The sequence below is a fragment of the Psychrobacillus antarcticus genome (assembly GCF_029533155.1).
Lineage (GTDB): Bacteria > Bacillota > Bacilli > Bacillales_A > Planococcaceae > Psychrobacillus > Psychrobacillus antarcticus.
The window spans coordinates 54,369-70,273 of sequence record NZ_JAIZDB010000009.1; the positions used below are offsets into that span (position 1 = coordinate 54,369).

Annotated in this window: 19 protein-coding genes and 2 pseudogenes; 16 read left to right on the forward strand and 5 right to left on the reverse strand. The window is 35.4% G+C overall.

Annotation, left to right across the window (positions count from 1 at the left end; all coding sequences use genetic code 11):
* Positions 1–146: 146 nt before the first annotated feature.
* The 4 genes and pseudogenes from LDK52_RS06690 to LDK52_RS06705 all read left to right on the forward strand — a co-directional run bounded on the left by LDK52_RS06690 (position 147) and on the right by LDK52_RS06705 (position 1,836).
* Positions 147–800, forward strand: coding sequence for a hypothetical protein (locus tag LDK52_RS06690; RefSeq protein WP_277585177.1), 654 nt, complete (start codon positions 147–149; stop codon positions 798–800).
* 15 nt (positions 801–815) lie between these two features.
* Positions 816–959, forward strand: a pseudogene (locus LDK52_RS06695) (VOC family protein); the annotation flags it as partial.
* A 170-nt stretch (positions 960–1,129) separates the two neighbouring features.
* Positions 1,130–1,315, forward strand: coding sequence for a class I SAM-dependent methyltransferase (locus LDK52_RS06700; protein WP_277585178.1), 186 nt, complete (start codon positions 1,130–1,132; stop codon positions 1,313–1,315).
* Complete coding sequence (locus LDK52_RS06705; protein ID WP_277585179.1) at positions 1,312–1,836, forward strand: class I SAM-dependent methyltransferase; 525 nt, start codon at positions 1,312–1,314, stop codon at positions 1,834–1,836. The genes LDK52_RS06700 and LDK52_RS06705 overlap by 4 nt, the downstream gene beginning before the upstream one ends.
* A 75-nt stretch (positions 1,837–1,911) precedes the next feature.
* On the opposite strand, the gene serC is transcribed toward LDK52_RS06705, so the two are convergent.
* On the reverse strand, positions 1,912–3,009 hold the full coding sequence (gene serC, locus LDK52_RS06710; RefSeq protein ID WP_277585180.1) for a 3-phosphoserine/phosphohydroxythreonine transaminase: 1,098 nt from the start codon (positions 3,007–3,009) through the stop codon (positions 1,912–1,914).
* Positions 3,010–3,247: 238 nt separating this feature from the next.
* Between serC and LDK52_RS06715 the strand changes: the two genes are divergently transcribed.
* The 6 genes from LDK52_RS06715 to LDK52_RS06740 all read left to right on the forward strand — a co-directional run bounded on the left by LDK52_RS06715 (position 3,248) and on the right by LDK52_RS06740 (position 9,631).
* Positions 3,248–5,002 carry an ABC transporter ATP-binding protein gene (locus LDK52_RS06715; RefSeq protein ID WP_277585181.1) on the forward strand — a complete coding sequence of 585 codons (1,755 nt, stop codon included), beginning with the start codon at positions 3,248–3,250 and terminating at the stop codon, positions 5,000–5,002.
* On the forward strand, positions 5,002–6,786 hold the full coding sequence (locus tag LDK52_RS06720; protein ID WP_277585182.1) for an ABC transporter ATP-binding protein: 1,785 nt from the start codon (positions 5,002–5,004) through the stop codon (positions 6,784–6,786). Before LDK52_RS06715 ends, LDK52_RS06720 begins: the two co-directional genes overlap by 1 nt.
* Positions 6,787–6,941: 155 nt before the next feature.
* Positions 6,942–7,313, forward strand: a complete 372-nt coding sequence (locus LDK52_RS06725) for a hypothetical protein (RefSeq protein WP_277585183.1) — start codon at positions 6,942–6,944, stop codon at positions 7,311–7,313.
* A 692-nt stretch (positions 7,314–8,005) separates the two neighbouring features.
* Positions 8,006–8,716: a cytochrome c biogenesis CcdA family protein gene (locus tag LDK52_RS06730; RefSeq protein WP_277585184.1), complete on the forward strand. Its 711-nt coding sequence runs from the start codon at positions 8,006–8,008 to the stop codon at positions 8,714–8,716.
* An 18-nt stretch (positions 8,717–8,734) separates the two neighbouring features.
* On the forward strand, positions 8,735–9,100 hold the full coding sequence (locus LDK52_RS06735; protein WP_277585185.1) for a response regulator: 366 nt from the start codon (positions 8,735–8,737) through the stop codon (positions 9,098–9,100).
* Positions 9,101–9,151: 51 nt separating this feature from the next.
* Positions 9,152–9,631 (forward strand): CcdC family protein, encoded by a 480-nt coding sequence (locus LDK52_RS06740; protein WP_277585186.1) that lies wholly within the window; start codon positions 9,152–9,154, stop codon positions 9,629–9,631.
* A 354-nt stretch (positions 9,632–9,985) separates the two neighbouring features.
* Here LDK52_RS06740 and LDK52_RS06745 read toward each other — a convergent pair whose 3' ends face one another.
* On the reverse strand, positions 9,986–10,435 hold the full coding sequence (locus LDK52_RS06745; protein WP_277585187.1) for a DUF2621 family protein: 450 nt from the start codon (positions 10,433–10,435) through the stop codon (positions 9,986–9,988).
* Between the two features lie 115 nt (positions 10,436–10,550).
* Between LDK52_RS06745 and LDK52_RS06750 the strand changes: the two genes are divergently transcribed.
* The 4 genes from LDK52_RS06750 to LDK52_RS06765 all read left to right on the forward strand — a co-directional run bounded on the left by LDK52_RS06750 (position 10,551) and on the right by LDK52_RS06765 (position 11,970).
* Positions 10,551–10,766, forward strand: a complete 216-nt coding sequence (locus tag LDK52_RS06750) for a DUF1659 domain-containing protein (protein WP_277585188.1) — start codon at positions 10,551–10,553, stop codon at positions 10,764–10,766.
* Between the two features lie 108 nt (positions 10,767–10,874).
* Positions 10,875–11,087: a DUF2922 domain-containing protein gene (locus tag LDK52_RS06755; RefSeq protein WP_277585189.1), complete on the forward strand. Its 213-nt coding sequence runs from the start codon at positions 10,875–10,877 to the stop codon at positions 11,085–11,087.
* Between the two features lie 65 nt (positions 11,088–11,152).
* Positions 11,153–11,275 (forward strand): YvrJ family protein, encoded by a 123-nt coding sequence (locus LDK52_RS06760; protein ID WP_277585190.1) that lies wholly within the window; start codon positions 11,153–11,155, stop codon positions 11,273–11,275.
* 104 nt (positions 11,276–11,379) lie between these two features.
* Complete coding sequence (locus LDK52_RS06765) at positions 11,380–11,970, forward strand: SCO family protein (protein WP_277585191.1); 591 nt, start codon at positions 11,380–11,382, stop codon at positions 11,968–11,970.
* A 308-nt stretch (positions 11,971–12,278) separates the two neighbouring features.
* Here the strand turns inward: LDK52_RS06765 and mscL are convergent, their stop codons facing one another.
* A complete protein-coding gene (mscL, locus tag LDK52_RS06770; protein WP_277585192.1) occupies positions 12,279–12,656 on the reverse strand; it encodes a large conductance mechanosensitive channel protein MscL in 378 nt (125 codons plus the stop codon).
* 134 nt (positions 12,657–12,790) lie between these two features.
* Here mscL and LDK52_RS06775 point away from each other — a divergent pair, with 134 nt between their 5' ends.
* Both LDK52_RS06775 and LDK52_RS06780 read left to right on the forward strand, forming a co-directional pair.
* Positions 12,791–14,278, forward strand: coding sequence for a putative bifunctional diguanylate cyclase/phosphodiesterase (locus LDK52_RS06775; protein ID WP_277585193.1), 1,488 nt, complete (start codon positions 12,791–12,793; stop codon positions 14,276–14,278).
* A 17-nt stretch (positions 14,279–14,295) separates the two neighbouring features.
* Positions 14,296–14,964, forward strand: a complete 669-nt coding sequence (locus LDK52_RS06780) for a lytic transglycosylase domain-containing protein (RefSeq protein ID WP_277585194.1) — start codon at positions 14,296–14,298, stop codon at positions 14,962–14,964.
* A 43-nt stretch (positions 14,965–15,007) separates the two neighbouring features.
* On the opposite strand, the gene LDK52_RS06785 is transcribed toward LDK52_RS06780, so the two are convergent.
* Together LDK52_RS06785 and LDK52_RS06790 are read right to left on the reverse strand one after the other, a co-directional pair.
* Positions 15,008–15,259 carry a GlsB/YeaQ/YmgE family stress response membrane protein gene (locus LDK52_RS06785; protein WP_277585195.1) on the reverse strand — a complete coding sequence of 84 codons (252 nt, stop codon included), beginning with the start codon at positions 15,257–15,259 and terminating at the stop codon, positions 15,008–15,010.
* 130 nt (positions 15,260–15,389) lie between these two features.
* Positions 15,390–15,900, reverse strand: a pseudogene (locus LDK52_RS06790) (cysteine hydrolase family protein).
* Positions 15,901–15,905 lie beyond the last annotated feature (5 nt).

Below are 15,905 nucleotides of genomic sequence, written 5' to 3' on the forward strand. Positions count from 1 at the left end.
CATCCCCTTAGTAAGTAACTTTAAAGGGATTATTATGATTTTAATAGAATTATTGACATACGTAGTTTTTTTACTAACGACGGCTACGTTAAAAAAGAACTTAAAGAACTTATAGGGAAGATTAATATAATAGTAGGGGGATTTAAATGCGAGGAACTTTATTATTAACGACATTAAGTATTATTGTATTGTTATCAGGTTGTATAGATAACAATGCAGTGGCAAACAGTGATAAATTGGATGAAAAAAACACTACGACGGAACTTATTGAGGGAAAAGATATTCAGATAAGGGAACTAGAAGAGAAGAATGGGGAACTTCAAGATACATTGACTAGTATTGAAACGGATCTCAACTATGCGAGAGAGGAAGCCAATTATTATAATCAATTGATTGATGACCTTATAAATGATTATAGTGAAGCACAATTAAAAGATTTAGCAAAAAAGTTATGGGTTTATGAGTTAGAAATAAATGGATTAGCTGTTCCGAGAGACGGTATAGTAGAAGTACAAAAAAACACAATTGAAATTTCTTTGATACAAAGGCAACCAGCTTATGTTGTTTTACCAGATGACATTTTTAGGCAGGGAAAAATAAGTGGCAATTATTATGAACATTTAACTTTTAACTCTAATCCCTCTGAAACATATGGCACTGATGGAACAGTTGTTACGGGGATGCATCACAAATTTATCGATGTGGAAAAAGGTACAACTATTTCATTCTCTTTAACAGAAGAGTTAAAGGAAGTTTTGGGATTAGATACCACAGTGATTACGATTAAAAAATATAAATAATTCATATAAATAAATGGCGTTCCAGATATATATAAAGAGCACAAACGATTAATGGAAAAAGGCGTGCAGTTTAGAATGGACCCGACCAAAATGGGCGATGTTACAATTGCTGTATTTAACAATACATGCGGCAATCTAATTCAGATATTGCAGCAGTAACTTTATGGTAGAAATAGATGTATTCTAGTTATTAACAATTAAACAACTTTCTGTTAACCCTGTCCTAATTTTAGACGGGGTTATATATTTACTCCAATTATCCCAAAACCACCTATACAGTTACGGATATGCTTTAAAAGCATACTATAGCTATATAGGAGGGAAACACATTGTCTAATGCCTATTTAGATTTATTAGCTTATTTTGGAATTGGTGGTGCACATCCAGGTGGGTTTAGTCTAACCAAATCTATATTGGAATCTGAAAACATTCAACCAAATCTATCTGTGTTAGATGTAGGTTGTGGGACAGGGCAGACTGCAGCTTTCTTAGCTAAAAAAAATATTCTCAAGTGACAGCGATTGATAATCACCCAATTATGGCAGAAAAAGCTAGGCAACGATTTAAAAAAATGAAAGTACCAGTCAAAGTGAAAGTAGCTGACGTACAAAAATTGAATTTTGGAGATAATTCCTTCGATTTGATCATAGCTGAGTCAGTTATCGTTTTTACGGATATTTCTAGTACGTTAAAGGAACTATCTAGAGTCTTGAAAAGTGATGGTAAGTTGATCATGATCGAAATGACAGCTGAACAATACTTATCAGAAGAAAAACAAAAAAAAGCATGTAAACTATACGGCATCAATGAAATATTAGATACTGATGAATGGATATTACGCTTATATCAAGCTGGATTTACTCAAGTTGAACTGATAAATACACCATCTGTGCTTCATCAAAGTGAGATTAGTGATATAAATCCATCTATACACATAAATATGGACCTCTATGAGTTATGGGAGGAGCATAACGAATTTATGCTTAACAACCGTGATTTCATCGGCTATCGTGCATTTAAATGTCACAAATCATAAGGAAATATGCTAATAAAAATTATTTCTGAAATTCAAACAAAACCCAAGGTAAATTTCACCTTGGGTTTTAATAATTTATTGATGTTTAGTTTGAAAAGCAAGCATAAAATCACGAAGTGCTTCACATGTTTCTAGTGGAACCGCATTATATGTAGAAGCACGGCAACCACCGACAGAGCGATGCCCATTTAAGCCGATAAAGCCTGCTTCTTTTGCTTCTGATAAGAATTGTTTTTCCAATTCCTCGTCTGCTACGCGGAACGTGATGTTCATAAGAGAACGGCTTTCTTTTGAAGCATGTCCTGTATAGAAGCCATTGCTATTATCAATCGCATCATAAATTAATTTTGCTTTTTCTTCGTTTTGTTTAGCGATTACAGTTAATCCGCCTTTTTCTTCTATCCACTTTAACACTTCACCAAGCATATAAATGCCGAAAGTCGGTGGTGTATTATACAGAGAATTACTTTCAGCGTGTGTGCTGTATTTTAGGATTGTTGGAATTTCCGTGTTTGCCATTGCTAGAAAATCCTTACGGGCAATAACGACAGTAACCCCAGAAGGACCAAGGTTTTTTTGAGCTCCGGCATAGATCATATCAAATTTACTAACATCTATAGGCTTCGACATGATATCACTAGACATATCTGCGATTAATGGAACACCACCAGTGTTAGGAAACTCGTGCCATTGTGTTCCGTAGATCGTATTATTTGATGTTAGATGTGCATATGCGTCATTTGAATCGATATGAATTTCTTCTGATGAAGGAATATTACGATACTTATTTTCTTTTGAACTTGCAATTTGTATAGGTTCGCCGAATAGTTTCGCTTCTTTAAAAGCTTTTTCTGACCAAACGCCGGTCATTATAAAGCTTGCCTTTTTTCCAGCCTGTAAGAAGTTCATTGGAATCATTGTAAATTGAAGACTTGCTCCGCCTTGTAAGAAAAGAACTTCATAATCGTTTGGAATAGCGAAAAGCTTTCTTAATCGGGAAATAGCTTCATTATGTACCTCTTCAAAAGTTGCGCTACGATGACTCATTTCCATAATAGACATGCCAGAACCTTGGAAATTAACTAACTCTTGTTGTGCCTTTTCTAAAACTTCTAGTGGAAGTGCTGAAGGTCCAGCGTTAAAATTATACGCTCGTTGGTTTGATTGACTCAAGATAAACTCTCCTATCATTTTGATTTGAATTTATCTATTCATTATATACAGTTTTTAAGCTGACATATTAAAAATTGTATAATTAATTTAAAGAAGTGAATAAAGTGTTAACTTTCTAATTTTAATGAAACGGTTGGAGATATTTCAGAAACCGAATTATTTTCATTTTTCATCTACCGGAATGTTAGAATATTTGCTAAAATAGAAAAGTCTTAATATATATAGTGGGGGAAGAAAAGTGAAAGTATTCTTGGATTTAGGTTGGTTTTTTAAACAAAGAAAAAAGCAGTATTTGATAGGGATTTTGATGTTACTGTTTGTTGCATTTCTACAGCTGCTACCACCGAAAATTATTGGGTATGTGGTAGATGAGATTAGTCAAAATACGCTAACTACGGAGTTTTTGGTGAAATGGTTAGTTGTCTTAGCACTAGCGTCAATTGGAATGTATATCTTACGCTATTATTGGCGAATTATGATTTTCGGTTCAGCGATATTTTTAGCAAGACAACTAAGAGAAAATTTGTTTCGCCATTTCACAAAAATGTCTCCATCCTTTTATCAAAAAAAGCGTGTTGGAGATTTAATGGCGCATGCAACAAATGACTTATCAGCTGTTCAACAGACAGCTGGGGCAGGTGTACTGACGCTTGTTGATTCGTTAGCAACAGGGGGATTTGTAATTGCAGCAATGGCACTTACGATTAACTGGAAGCTAACAGTAATCGCTTTGTTACCACTACCATTAATGGCTATTTTAACAAGTTATTATGGAAAACTGTTACATCAGCGGTTTCGACATGCTCAAGAGTCTTTTTCCAATTTAAATGACAAATCACAGGAAAGTATTTCCGGCGTGAAAGTTATTAAAACGTTTGGACAGGAGAAAGAAGATACAGAGAATTTTGTTCAATTATCACAAGAAGTTGTAGATAAAAACATTCGAGTCGCAAAAGTGGATGCATTATTTGATCCAACAATTTCATTGGTTGTTGGGATGTGTTTCTTCTTATCTATCGTATTTGGTACTCGTTACATACTTGCTGATGAAATGTCGATTGGGGATTTATTTGCTTTTACATCTTATCTTGGATTACTCGTTTGGCCAATGCTTGCGTTTGGATGGTTATTCAATATTGTGGAGCGTGGTCGCGCATCTTATGATCGTATTAATAATCTAATGGATGAAAAGATAGAAATTGATGATCGTTCCGATGCACTGGATGTAAAGCCAGAAGGAGATATTCGTTTTCAAATAGAGGAATTCAAATTTCCAGGAGATGATCGCGCTGCATTGCACCATGTAGATTTTACGCTTAAACGAGGAGAGACGCTCGGTATTGTCGGGAAAACAGGGGCAGGAAAAACAGCCATATTGAAGCTGTTAATGCGAGAATTTGAAGGATATACAGGGGAAATAATATACGGAGAACATGCAATTGATCAATACAAAAAACGTAGCTTACGGGAAGCAATAGGCTATGTACCTCAAGATCATTTTCTATTCTCTACAACAGTCGCAGGGAATATTGCATTTGCCAATGCAAATGCCACGATGGATGCTGTGCAGGATGCAGCAAAATTAGCTTATATTCACGAGGATATCCTTCTGTTCACGGATGGCTATAATACGGTTGTTGGAGAACGCGGTGTATCCTTATCGGGTGGTCAGAAACAGCGTATTTCGATTGCGCGCGCACTAATGATGGAGCCTGAGTTACTTATTTTAGATGATTCTTTATCTGCTGTAGATGCGAAAACAGAAGAAGCCATATTAGAAGCACTGAAAGCAAAACGGACCGATGAAACAACTATTATTACCTCTCATCGATTAAGTGCGATTCAACACGCACATCAGATTATTGTGATGAATGAAGGAACTATTGTAGAAAAAGGGTCCCATGAGCAATTAATGGAACAACAAGGAATCTATTATGAAATGTATCAGCTACAGCAGCTAGAATCATTAGTGGAACAGGGGGGTGAATCATAATGGATGAAAAACAACCGCAGCTAACAGGAAAAGACCAGTGGGTAGTTTTCAAACGTTTACTCAGTTACTTGAAACCACATAAAAAAGTAATTGCCATCGCTTTACTTTTACTAATAATAACAGTAACCGGAGATATTCTTGGACCTTATTTGATCAAAACGTATATGGATGATTTTCTAACACCGAGATATTTTCCAACAGGTCCACTAGTTGGTCTTGCCATAGGTTATATTTTTATACAAGTTGGAAATGTCGTTGTCAGCTATTTTCAATTACTAACTTTCCAAAAGCTAGCATTAAAAATTATTCAACAGATGCGAATTGATGTATTTTCAAAAGTACACAAGCTAGGAATGCGTTACTTTGACAAAACTCCAGCGGGTAGTATTGTATCTCGAGTAACCAATGATACAGAAGCGATAAAAGATATGTTCGTTAGTGTCTTAGTGGGATTTGTTCAAAGTGGTTTTTTAGTAATTGGTGTATATATAGCCATGTTTATTTTGAATGTAAAATTGGCACTTGTTACAACGATTTTACTACCAATATTAGCAATCATTATTCTGACGTATCGAAAATATAGTTCGGTAGTTTATCAGGATCTTCGAGAGCGACTAAGCCAATTAAATGCAAAGTTAGCTGAGTCTTTACAAGGAATGACAATGATCCAAGCATTTAGACAGGAAGATCGTTTGCAAGACGAATTCAATGAAATCAATGATTCACATTGGAATGCTGGAAAACGGAACATCAAACTAGATAGTTTATTGCTTCGACCTGCCATTGATATGGTTTATGCCTTAGCTATCATAATGGTCCTTAGTTATTTCGGGATTACTTCTATGAATAATATGGTAGAAGTCGGCGTAATTTATGCGTTTGTCACGTATATCGACCGTTTCTTTGAGCCAATCAATCATCTGATGCAACGACTCTCGATTTTTCAACAAGCGATTGTTGCAGCTTCAAGGGTTTTCAAATTGCTAGATGAGAAAGATTTAGCCCCAAATCAGCGAAATGATGAATCAGCCAAAATTGAACAAGGGAAAATTGAATTTCAACATATCACTTTTTCCTATGATGGTAAAACAGAGGTGCTAAAGGATATTTCGTTTACTGCAGAACCTGGTCAAACAGTAGCGTTAGTTGGCCATACGGGTAGTGGGAAAAGTTCCATCATTAACTTACTTATGCGGTTTTATGAATTTGAACAAGGTGATATTAAGATAGATGGACATTCCGTGAAAGATTTTAAATCAGAAGAGATGCGTGAAAATGTTGGGCTTGTCCTTCAGGATCCATTCTTGTTCTATGGGGATATCGAGAGTAATATTCGGCTTCATGCAAACGATATGACAGACAATGAAGTAAGGGAAGCAGCAGAGTTTGTACAGGCAAATAATTTTATCGAAAAACTACCAAACGAATATAAACAAAAGGTAACAGAAAGAGGTTCTACCTACTCTAGCGGGCAGAGACAACTAGTTGCATTTGCTCGGACAATTGCTACTAATCCCAAAATATTAGTGCTCGATGAAGCTACAGCGAATATTGATACAGAGACGGAAGTTGCTATTCAAAGTAGTTTAGAAAAAATGAGACAAGGCCGAACAACTATTGCCATTGCCCATCGTTTAAGTACGATTCAGGATGCAGAACTAATCTTGGTGCTGCATCATGGGGAAATAGTAGAACGGGGAACTCATCAAGAGCTACTAAACCAAAAAGGGTTATATCATAAAATGTATTTATTACAGAACAATGTGGTAGATGATATCGCATAATATTATACGCAACAACCCAGCCAGAGGTAAGACGCTTGGCTGGGTTGTTGCATGTAGGAAGTAACAAATAAATTTCGCTATAACAAATCACTAAGAAAGTGATTCTTTTATTGATGTGATACAATAATAGGTGAAAAAGAAAGGTCGTCATTAGAATGTATTCAATAAATGAAGCTGCAAAAATGGTTGCAGATCAAGGACAAAACATCATAAAATGCGCAAAAGAATTAGAGAATATTTCTATGAAAACAGGGAAAGTGCGCTCTGATCTATTTGAAAGATACTGTGCCAACCAGCATTCTTTCCATGTACATACATATATGAATTCTACGATTGAAAATTTAACAGAAGTTCAAGTATTTCAAAGAAAAGTAGCTTTATTTGGAGCAGTTTTTGTAGGGACAAGAACAGATTATAATGCAGAAGTCGATGCCCAACAAGCAGAAACAACGTATGAAGAATTAGTTGCAGCACTTAATGAAATGGTAAATGAACTGTCACTTTTGGAAACATCAAGTGAAAAATAATGCAACCAAAATTCACCTACTTATCTCTTAAAGTGGGTGAATTTTTTTGAAAAATGTATATAAAAATACAGCATGAACATCAGTTTTACAAGACATTTAAGAATGATTAATACTACTGATTCCCGTTACATGTGGACGCTTTCCTTTGTAATGCTTATAAGGAACGGAGGCTAAGGGCGCCACGTCTCGAAATGTTATTTATTTTGCGACGAGCTTTGCGCAGGAGCACCACGATGTCGCGTACTTAGACTGTCATCATCTATCTTCTATTATTAGGATAGTTTCTTTTCTCTAGTTAACAAAAAATGCACTAACCTGTTTCTAGAAATTGTAGAAGAGCGAAGGACAGTCAATCGCCATAAGATTACCGAGAAAAAAAGATGATGGTCGTGACTTCAGTCACGACCAGCATCTTTAAAAAATCAAACGGTAATTATATAGCAATCAGTCTGTCCAAAGCCCTTCGAAACAATAGAAACAGGTTTAGAGCTTGAAGGACCGAACGTTTTTTTCGGTTTTTCTTATAGGTATTACATATTCCTACCTTTAACAATGGTGGAAGATTTGCTAAACTAAAAAGTAGTGGAGAGAAAATAATTTAAAAGAGTCAGAAAGCTGTCACAAGCAATTATGAAGTCAAACAGTATGAAATTTGATACGATAGGTACAGTAATTTGGAAAGGTTGACTGCCGTGAGTACAGATGTAAACTTCCTACTGGCATTTGGTGCAGGGTTTTTAAGCTTCATTTCACCTTGTACTCTACCATTGTATCCTGCATTCTTATCATACATTACGGGAATGTCATTAGAAGAAATAAAAACAGACAAGAAATTAATGCAAAAAAGAGGAATGCTCCACACATTATTCTTCTTACTAGGTTTTTCTATCATTTTTGTTGCGATAGGATTTGCAACCACTTTGGTAGGTACATTTTTCATCCAGTATGATGATCTACTTCGTCAAATTGGAGCGATATTCATTGTCATATTTGGTTTAATCATTGTAGGTGTTTTTAAACCCGAGTTTTTAATGAAAGAAAAAAAACTGCAATTTAAAAATCGTCCTGCTGGTTATTTAGGCACTATTATTATCGGAATGGCATTCGCTGCAGGTTGGACGCCATGCACAGGGCCAATTTTAGCAGCAGTAATTGTTATGGCTGGATCTAATCCAGATGCTGGTATATGGTATATGCTTGCGTATGTATTAGGGTTTGCTATTCCATTTTTCATCTTGTCATTCTTTGTCACACGCCTTAACTGGATACGTAAAAATAGTAATTTAATTGTCAAAGTTGGCGGTTATATTATGATTGCACTTGGATTGATTTTGTTTTTCGATGGTTTAACGTATATTATCCGTATACTAAGCCCGTTTTTTGGAGGTTTCATTGGATTTTAACGTAAGGGGGTAATGTATATGACAACAGTCTTAGTAGTAGATGATGCCGTATTTATGCGCACAACGATTAAGAGAATGCTAGAAAATCATCAGTTTGAAGTTGTCGGAGAAGCATCTAATGGGTTAGAAGCGGTAGAGCAATACAAGTTGCTTTTACCAGATGTCGTAACGATGGATATTACAATGCCAAGAATGAATGGGATAGAAGCTGTAAAAGAGATTATAGCAGAGTATCCAAATGCTAAAATAGTGATGGTTTCGGCCCTAGGTCAACAAAAGTTAATAGTGGATGCTCTGGAATTTGGAGCAAAAGATTTTATTACAAAACCTTTCGATCCAGATCAAATTGTGAGTGTTTTACAGAATGTTACTTCTGATATATAGGAACTTTATCCCTGTTTAACAATCTTTTATTGCAATAGAAGGGAATTACTAATGTTAGATAAAATAACTCCAAATATGTTACTAATTGCTTCCACAGTAGTTGCAATTGGTATGGGAATTCTCGTTACAACGGTTCGAGCAAAATCTGCTAAACGACCAGCAAGTGTGAAAAAGATATTATTGCCTCCCATGTTCATGTCCACTGGTGCATTGATGTTCATATTTCCATATTTCCGTGTTACTTTTTTGGAATTTATGGAAGCAATCGCTGTAGGAATGCTATTCTCCATTGTCCTTATTTGGACCTCTAAATTTGAACGAAGAGACGGAGAAATATATTTAAAGCAATCGAAGGCATTTATATTCATCTTGTTCGGTTTGTTGATTGTCCGTATTATAGGTAAAATATTGCTAAGTTCTACCATTGAAATTGGTGCCCTTAGTGGTATGTTTTGGATATTAGCATTCGGTATGATTGTACCGTGGAGAATTGCTATGTTCGTTCAGTATAAAAAATTACAATACAAATGAGAAAAAGTGAGCATCCTATATAATAGGGTTGCTCACTTTTTGTTTGATAGAAAGTATATAAAAATGTACGAGGAAACTGGGTTTATGGAACTTTAAAGAATGAGTAATATTACTCATTCCCGTTTCAGTTGGGGTACAAAGGCTAAGAGCGCATCGACTTACCTGTTTCTAAGAGTTGTAGGAAGGCGACGGAAAGACTAACGCCAGAAGATTACGGAAAAAAGGGATGCTGGTTGTGACGACGGTCACAATCAGCATCCCTAAAAATTCACTCGGTAATCATGCATAACTTCTGACCAAAGCCCTCCGGAAACGATAGAAACAGGTTTTACCTTAACCTTCTTATTGATTTGATTAGCTTGTCTTGCCCACAGACAGCTCAAAATACTTGTTAAAAGGCGTTACATCAATGTTTAATTCAGCAAGTTTTTTGCGTAAAAATTTATGATCTCGTTTTGGAGTTGCAATGATATATCCCCGTATTAATAACTCACGAGTAATAGATGTTGCTTTTTCCTCTAATGCTAACTGTCCAATTTTTCCTGCTATTTTTTGTTTAGCAACAGGTCTGAACAAATCAGGAACGGGAGTCACTAATTCGTTGAGCAGATGCTTTTGCTCATCATTCCAAAGATGGATTGTTTGATCTACATAATATTCTTCCCAATCTAAATCAGATTTACCGTCTTCCTTTGGTAGTGACTTACCAAACTTGCGGAACATAAAGAAGCCGCCAATCCCCATAAGTACCACTAAAAGGACAACCCAAAAAAGGATAAACCATAAAAACCAACCTTCTAGCAAACTATTCACCTCATTCTCTAATATTCAGTATAAGTTGTTCCGCAAAATATTTCATCCTCCATGTATACTTTCTTTAAAAAAAGTTCTATTTAGTAATTGAAAGGAGGGGATACACATGGCAAACCTAGAGTATAAGCATGCAGTTTTAAGACTTATTTTCGAAGGAGAGGTAACGGAAGATGGCAAGATGATCACTAAGTCAAAATCTTACCGAAATGTTCGAGCTAATGTTACAGCAGACCAACTAGCAAGTTTTGCAGCAACAATTAGTTCGTTCTCCGAGAGATCATACATCGGAGCAGAGAAGCTTGAAACTATGCAAGTAATCTAATAGGTACAAAAGCGCAAGCGCTGGAGTCTGGACGGTGAATCACTTGTAGAAAGTTAACCACAGATGTAGGAGTTTATTACTGAAAAATTAGAAAGGAGACTGGAGAAAATGGCTAAAACTCTACAATTACAATTCGTAACAGCACATGGAAAGAATGTCACAATTTCTGTGGATGAACCGAAAAGCACTTTAACTGAAACAGAGATTCAAACAGGCATGCAAGCAATTATTGCAAGTAATGCTTTTCAATCGGACGGTTCCCCTTTGGCAGTTATTAAAAGTGCCAAAGTAGTAGATCGAACAGTTACCGAAATTATTTAACTGTAAGACTCTCCCGAAAAGGAGAGTCTTTTTTTAAGAATTCAAAGGGATGGATGTGAAATAGTATGGAGCAGTGGCTAAGTATAATTCAAGATGTTGGCTTTCCGATCTTTGTATCATTTTATTTGATGCACCGAGTGGAAACAAAACTAGAAGAAATTAAAAACGTCCTGTTATCGCTAAATTAGTACATTTATTCACAAATCTGTTGAAATAAATAAGACAATGTAGTTGAAGGTCTAAAATTGTTTCGTTAAGATGAGTGTATGAAGAGAAAAGCGAGGTCTCATGAATGAAGAAATTATTCGTAGTTTTACTTATTTCCTTAGTAGTTCTTGTTGGTTGTGGTAGCAGTGGTAATTTTGAAGCACAGACAAAATGGGAAATATCCGATTTTGAATATGATAACCAGCGTGGAGAAAAGGTTTCTTTGGAGGATTTAAAAGGCACTGTCTGGTTAGCGACATTTATTTTCACAAATTGTGAAACTGTATGTCCTCCAATGACATTCAATATGAGTGACATTCAAGCGATGTTAAGTGAAAAAGGAATTGAAGATTACAAAATTGTTGAATTTAGTGTTGACCCAGAAGTCGATACTCCAGAGAAACTCCAAGAATATATCGGAAATTACGATGTAGTAGATGAAAGTAAATGGGAACTGTTAACTGGCTATACACAGGAACATATAAGCGGCTTTGCAGCTGATTCCTTTAAGACTTTAGTTCGTGATGATCCGAATACAAACCAAGTGATTCATGGTACATCTTTTTATCTTGTAGACCAAAATGGTGTAGTTGTAAAAAACTATAGTGGCAATACGGATGTACCTAAAGAAGAAATTGTAATAGATGTGGAAACACTAATTGAAGATGGAAAATAAAAATCAGCCTTTCCAATTGGAGAGGCTGATTTTTATTTATCCCGCATTAACGGACAGGCCGATTAAAGTCGCCACGTCCTGTGGCAACATCGGCACTAGTACGTCCTGTACGTCGTAATACTCCCACTTCAAGGCTTGGCCAAGCAACAAAGCATAAGTAGGAGATAACTGTCCGTAAAAGCCCGAATGATTCTGTCCAGCAGGATGTTGGTCGCTCAGGCCTTGCCGCACGACACGGCGTTATTTGCCTGAGTTCAGTTTTTCAATCAGTGGGGATGAAGAAGACCCCCACTGATTGAAGTTTCACTTTATGCATTATTTTGTTTTTTCAACAAATCTCTAATCTCTTCCAATAATACCTCTTTCGAGTCAACGGGAGGAGCTTCTTCTATAATTGCCACAACATCTTCTTTACGTTTAAATTTAGATAATAATCGAATAAACATGAAAATTGCAAAAGCAACAACTAGAAAATCAAAAACCGATTGAATAAAGTTTCCGTATAAAATTTCTTTATAATGCAACGAAGAAAACTTACCACTAGGAAGTAGTAAACCAATAGTTGGCGTAATTATATGTTCTACTAAGGATGATACGATTTTTCCAAAAGCTGCTCCAATAACAACAGCAACTGCTAAATCTAGTACATTTCCTTTAAATGCAAACTCTTTGAAATCTTTCCACATATATTTCCACCTCCATACTATAATTCTACAAATATATTCAGAGTTTGTATATGCCTACAATTTCCAATTTATACTATTGTTTATAGTGTTTTTGTGCTATTGTTTTTATAGAATACAAGCTAGGAGGTGTGCTTATGCCGGTGAAAAAAACATATCGCAAAATATCCATTCGTATTGTTCTAATTTATGTAATAATCAGTTTTCTGTGGATCCTCCTATCTGATGTAATGTTATTTAGATTTTTCCCTAAAAGTATGTTTATATCAATGCTGAAAGGGGTTATTTTTATATGTTTAAGTGCACTATTACTTTTGTATTTGATGAAGCAATCCTGGAGTGTTCAAGCAGACCTAATTGCAAAGGAATATGTAGATGATTTGACGGGACTTCAAAATAGAAGCTCTTTGCAACATATTTTAGCCAAGATTATACATAATAAAGAAAGATTTCACTTGTTATTTATCGACTTTGACCGATTTAAAATGATCAACGACTTATACGGACATGACATAGGGGACATAGTACTAAAAAAGGTTTCCGACACATTACGAGGTAATTCCCATATTAAATTTTCTGATACTATTTCAAGATGGATAGCAGATGAATTTATTGTCATTTTAAAGAATAAATCCGATCAGGAAGTAGATTTGTTTGTAAGTAGCTTACTTACAGAAACCTCTGCTCCGATTCATATTTCAGACAAGGAAATAGTGAATCATATTAGTATTGGTTCAGTCCACTACCCAGAGGATACGATAAAAAGCCCTGAACTAGTACGATTTGCAGAAATTGCAGCCGAAGAGGCGAAGAAAAATGGTGGATCAGCCCACGTTAGATATCGAAAAGAACTATCTGAAAAAGCAAATAGAGTATTATATTTAGAAGAACGTTTAAAGCACTCGTTAGAAAATCAAGAATTATTTCTTAACTTTCAACCACTGATTGCCACAAATAACCATCAGATTATTGGGGTAGAAACGCTTATTCGTTGGGATCACGATGGTCAAATAATTTCTCCAAAAGAATTCATTCCGGTTGCGGAAAAAAGTGGATTGATTATTCAAATAGGTGACTATGTACTTCGCGAAACATGTAAGAGCATTCCTCTTATTGAAGATACACTAAAAAAAGATTTATGTTTTAGTGTGAATGTATCCGCAAGACAATTTTATCAAAAGGATTATATAGCTAGAACAAAACAAATCATGCATGATACGAAGATTAATCCTTCTAAAATTGTATTAGAAATTACGGAATCGATTATAATGGAGTATGCGGATTTTGTTATTGAATCTTTGCATGAATTACGAGAATTTGGCTTTCAAATTGCAATTGACGATTTTGGAACGGGCTATTCTTCGTTTAAATATTTGGAGTTACTACCAGTTAATATTATTAAAATAGATCAAAGCTTTACACAGTCTATTGATAAAGTTCGAACGAAAGCAATTGTCCAATCAATCATTTCCCTGGCACATAACTTAAATATGAAAATTTTGGCAGAAGGAGTAGAAAGTCTCTTCCAAGTAGCTAGCTTGAAGGAAATGGACTGTCACTTTTTACAAGGCTATTATTTCAGTAAACCCTTAACATTAGATATTCTTTTAGAGCAATATAAGTAGAATAGGTGAATGAATAGATGAAGAAACAAAAGGGAATATCCTATAAAACAAAAGTTTGGATGATTGTATTACTTCTTCCATTTACAGTAACTATCTATATATTAGCAATTATTGGATGGAAAGAGCTTATAAAAATACCCGTTGTACAAGAGTGGGCAGAGACTCTTCAAAAGAGTACAGTAAAATTGGATGTGCCTAACGAGTATATTGAATTGTATAAAAAAGCAGAAGAAAGTTATGGTGTTCCATGGACATTATTAGCTGCTCATCACCGAATTGAGACCAGATTTTCGACAATGGACCCTTTACTTTCTCCAGCTGGAGCTGAAGGGCATATGCAATTTATGCCATGTACATTTGTTGGTTGGTCGCACCCAAGCTGTGGCGGATTGGGTAAAGGAGATATTCCTGAGAAGGATAAGATCAATCCGGCGATTATCGAGAAATACGGAGGGTACGGGGTAGATGCTAATAATGATGGAAAAGCCGATCCATACGATTTAGAGGATGCTGTCTATAGTGCTGCCAACTATCTAGCGGCAAGTGGTGCTGCGGACGGAGAAATAGAAAAAGCCATTTTCAATTATAATCATAGTGAGAAATATGTAGAAGACGTTCTTCACTTTTATCATTTATACGAAAGTCAGGCAAAAGAATTACAAGCAGCATATTCACCAAATGAATAAAAAAAGGAAGTACTCATGATGAGTACTTCCTCTTTTTTGAATATTATGCTTTGCGCATAGCTTTTAAGATAAAGCTTAGTATAAATACTAAGATAATTGCACCAATTAGTGCTGGTATAATTGCCATATCCCAGATAACAGGACCCATGTTAGGGAATATTAATCCACCAATCCATGCACCGATGATACCTGCGATAATATTACCGATAATTCCTCCTGGTATGTCTTTACCTAAAATAAGACCTGCAAGCCAGCCGATTATACCACCAATTATTAAATATAAAATGAATCCCATTTTTTCCATCTCCTTATGAATGTATTATTGCTTCACACTCTTTATATATCCACCTAAAAGAATAAATAAACCTAATATCAATTATTTTTTTAACTTTTGCATTCAATGAACTGGAAAAATGGTCTAAAGCTCATTCATGACCGGCAGGATTAAAGCTTGCAACTCCATCTTCATGTACATCAATTTCATAACCTAAGTTGAATGCATCTACCGCAGTGTGGAGAATACAAATTTCTGTACATACTCCAACTAAATGGATTTCCTCAATATTTCTAGCGCTTAGTAGCTGTTGCAAGTTCGTTCCAGCAAACGCACTATAACGTGTTTTGGCTAGACAAAAAAATTTCTCCTTATTTTTTTCGTAGAGACTTTTTAGTTGTCCATATAATTCTCTTCCTTTAGTATTTTTTATTAATATCCTTTATATTATGTGGGGGAAATAATTTCATTTCAGGGTGAAGCAAGTCGTTTTTCTTATGTAAATCGACAGGGAGTATAACGAGCTCATTTTCTTCTCAGAAATTTTATGTTAACGAAACAATTGATTCTTCGATTTCTTGACCCAGCTTGCCACAGGTTAATGCACCTTCATCTGCAACAAAATCAACTGTATAGTCAATAACTAATAATTCCTTTTTCATAAATG

Excerpts from the sequence above, each read along its gene's own strand:
- LDK52_RS06690 (WP_277585177.1), top strand. The coding sequence starts at position 147 with ATGCGAGGAACTTTATTATTAACGACATTAAGTATTATTGTATTGTTA.
- LDK52_RS06720 (WP_277585182.1), top strand. The coding sequence starts at position 5,002 with ATGGATGAAAAACAACCGCAGCTAACAGGAAAAGACCAGTGGGTAGTT.
- LDK52_RS06725 (WP_277585183.1), top strand. The coding sequence starts at position 6,942 with ATGTATTCAATAAATGAAGCTGCAAAAATGGTTGCAGATCAAGGACAA.
- LDK52_RS06735 (WP_277585185.1), top strand. The coding sequence starts at position 8,735 with ATGACAACAGTCTTAGTAGTAGATGATGCCGTATTTATGCGCACAACG.
- LDK52_RS06740 (WP_277585186.1), top strand. The coding sequence starts at position 9,152 with ATGTTAGATAAAATAACTCCAAATATGTTACTAATTGCTTCCACAGTA.
- LDK52_RS06750 (WP_277585188.1), top strand. The coding sequence starts at position 10,551 with ATGGCAAACCTAGAGTATAAGCATGCAGTTTTAAGACTTATTTTCGAA.
- LDK52_RS06755 (WP_277585189.1), top strand. The coding sequence starts at position 10,875 with ATGGCTAAAACTCTACAATTACAATTCGTAACAGCACATGGAAAGAAT.
- LDK52_RS06760 (WP_277585190.1), top strand. The coding sequence starts at position 11,153 with ATGGAGCAGTGGCTAAGTATAATTCAAGATGTTGGCTTTCCGATCTTT.
- LDK52_RS06765 (WP_277585191.1), top strand. The coding sequence starts at position 11,380 with ATGAAGAAATTATTCGTAGTTTTACTTATTTCCTTAGTAGTTCTTGTT.
- mscL (WP_277585192.1), bottom strand. The coding sequence starts at position 12,656 with ATGTGGAAAGATTTCAAAGAGTTTGCATTTAAAGGAAATGTACTAGAT.
- LDK52_RS06775 (WP_277585193.1), top strand. The coding sequence starts at position 12,791 with ATGCCGGTGAAAAAAACATATCGCAAAATATCCATTCGTATTGTTCTA.
- LDK52_RS06780 (WP_277585194.1), top strand. The coding sequence starts at position 14,296 with ATGAAGAAACAAAAGGGAATATCCTATAAAACAAAAGTTTGGATGATT.
- LDK52_RS06785 (WP_277585195.1), bottom strand. The coding sequence starts at position 15,259 with ATGGGATTCATTTTATATTTAATAATTGGTGGTATAATCGGCTGGCTT.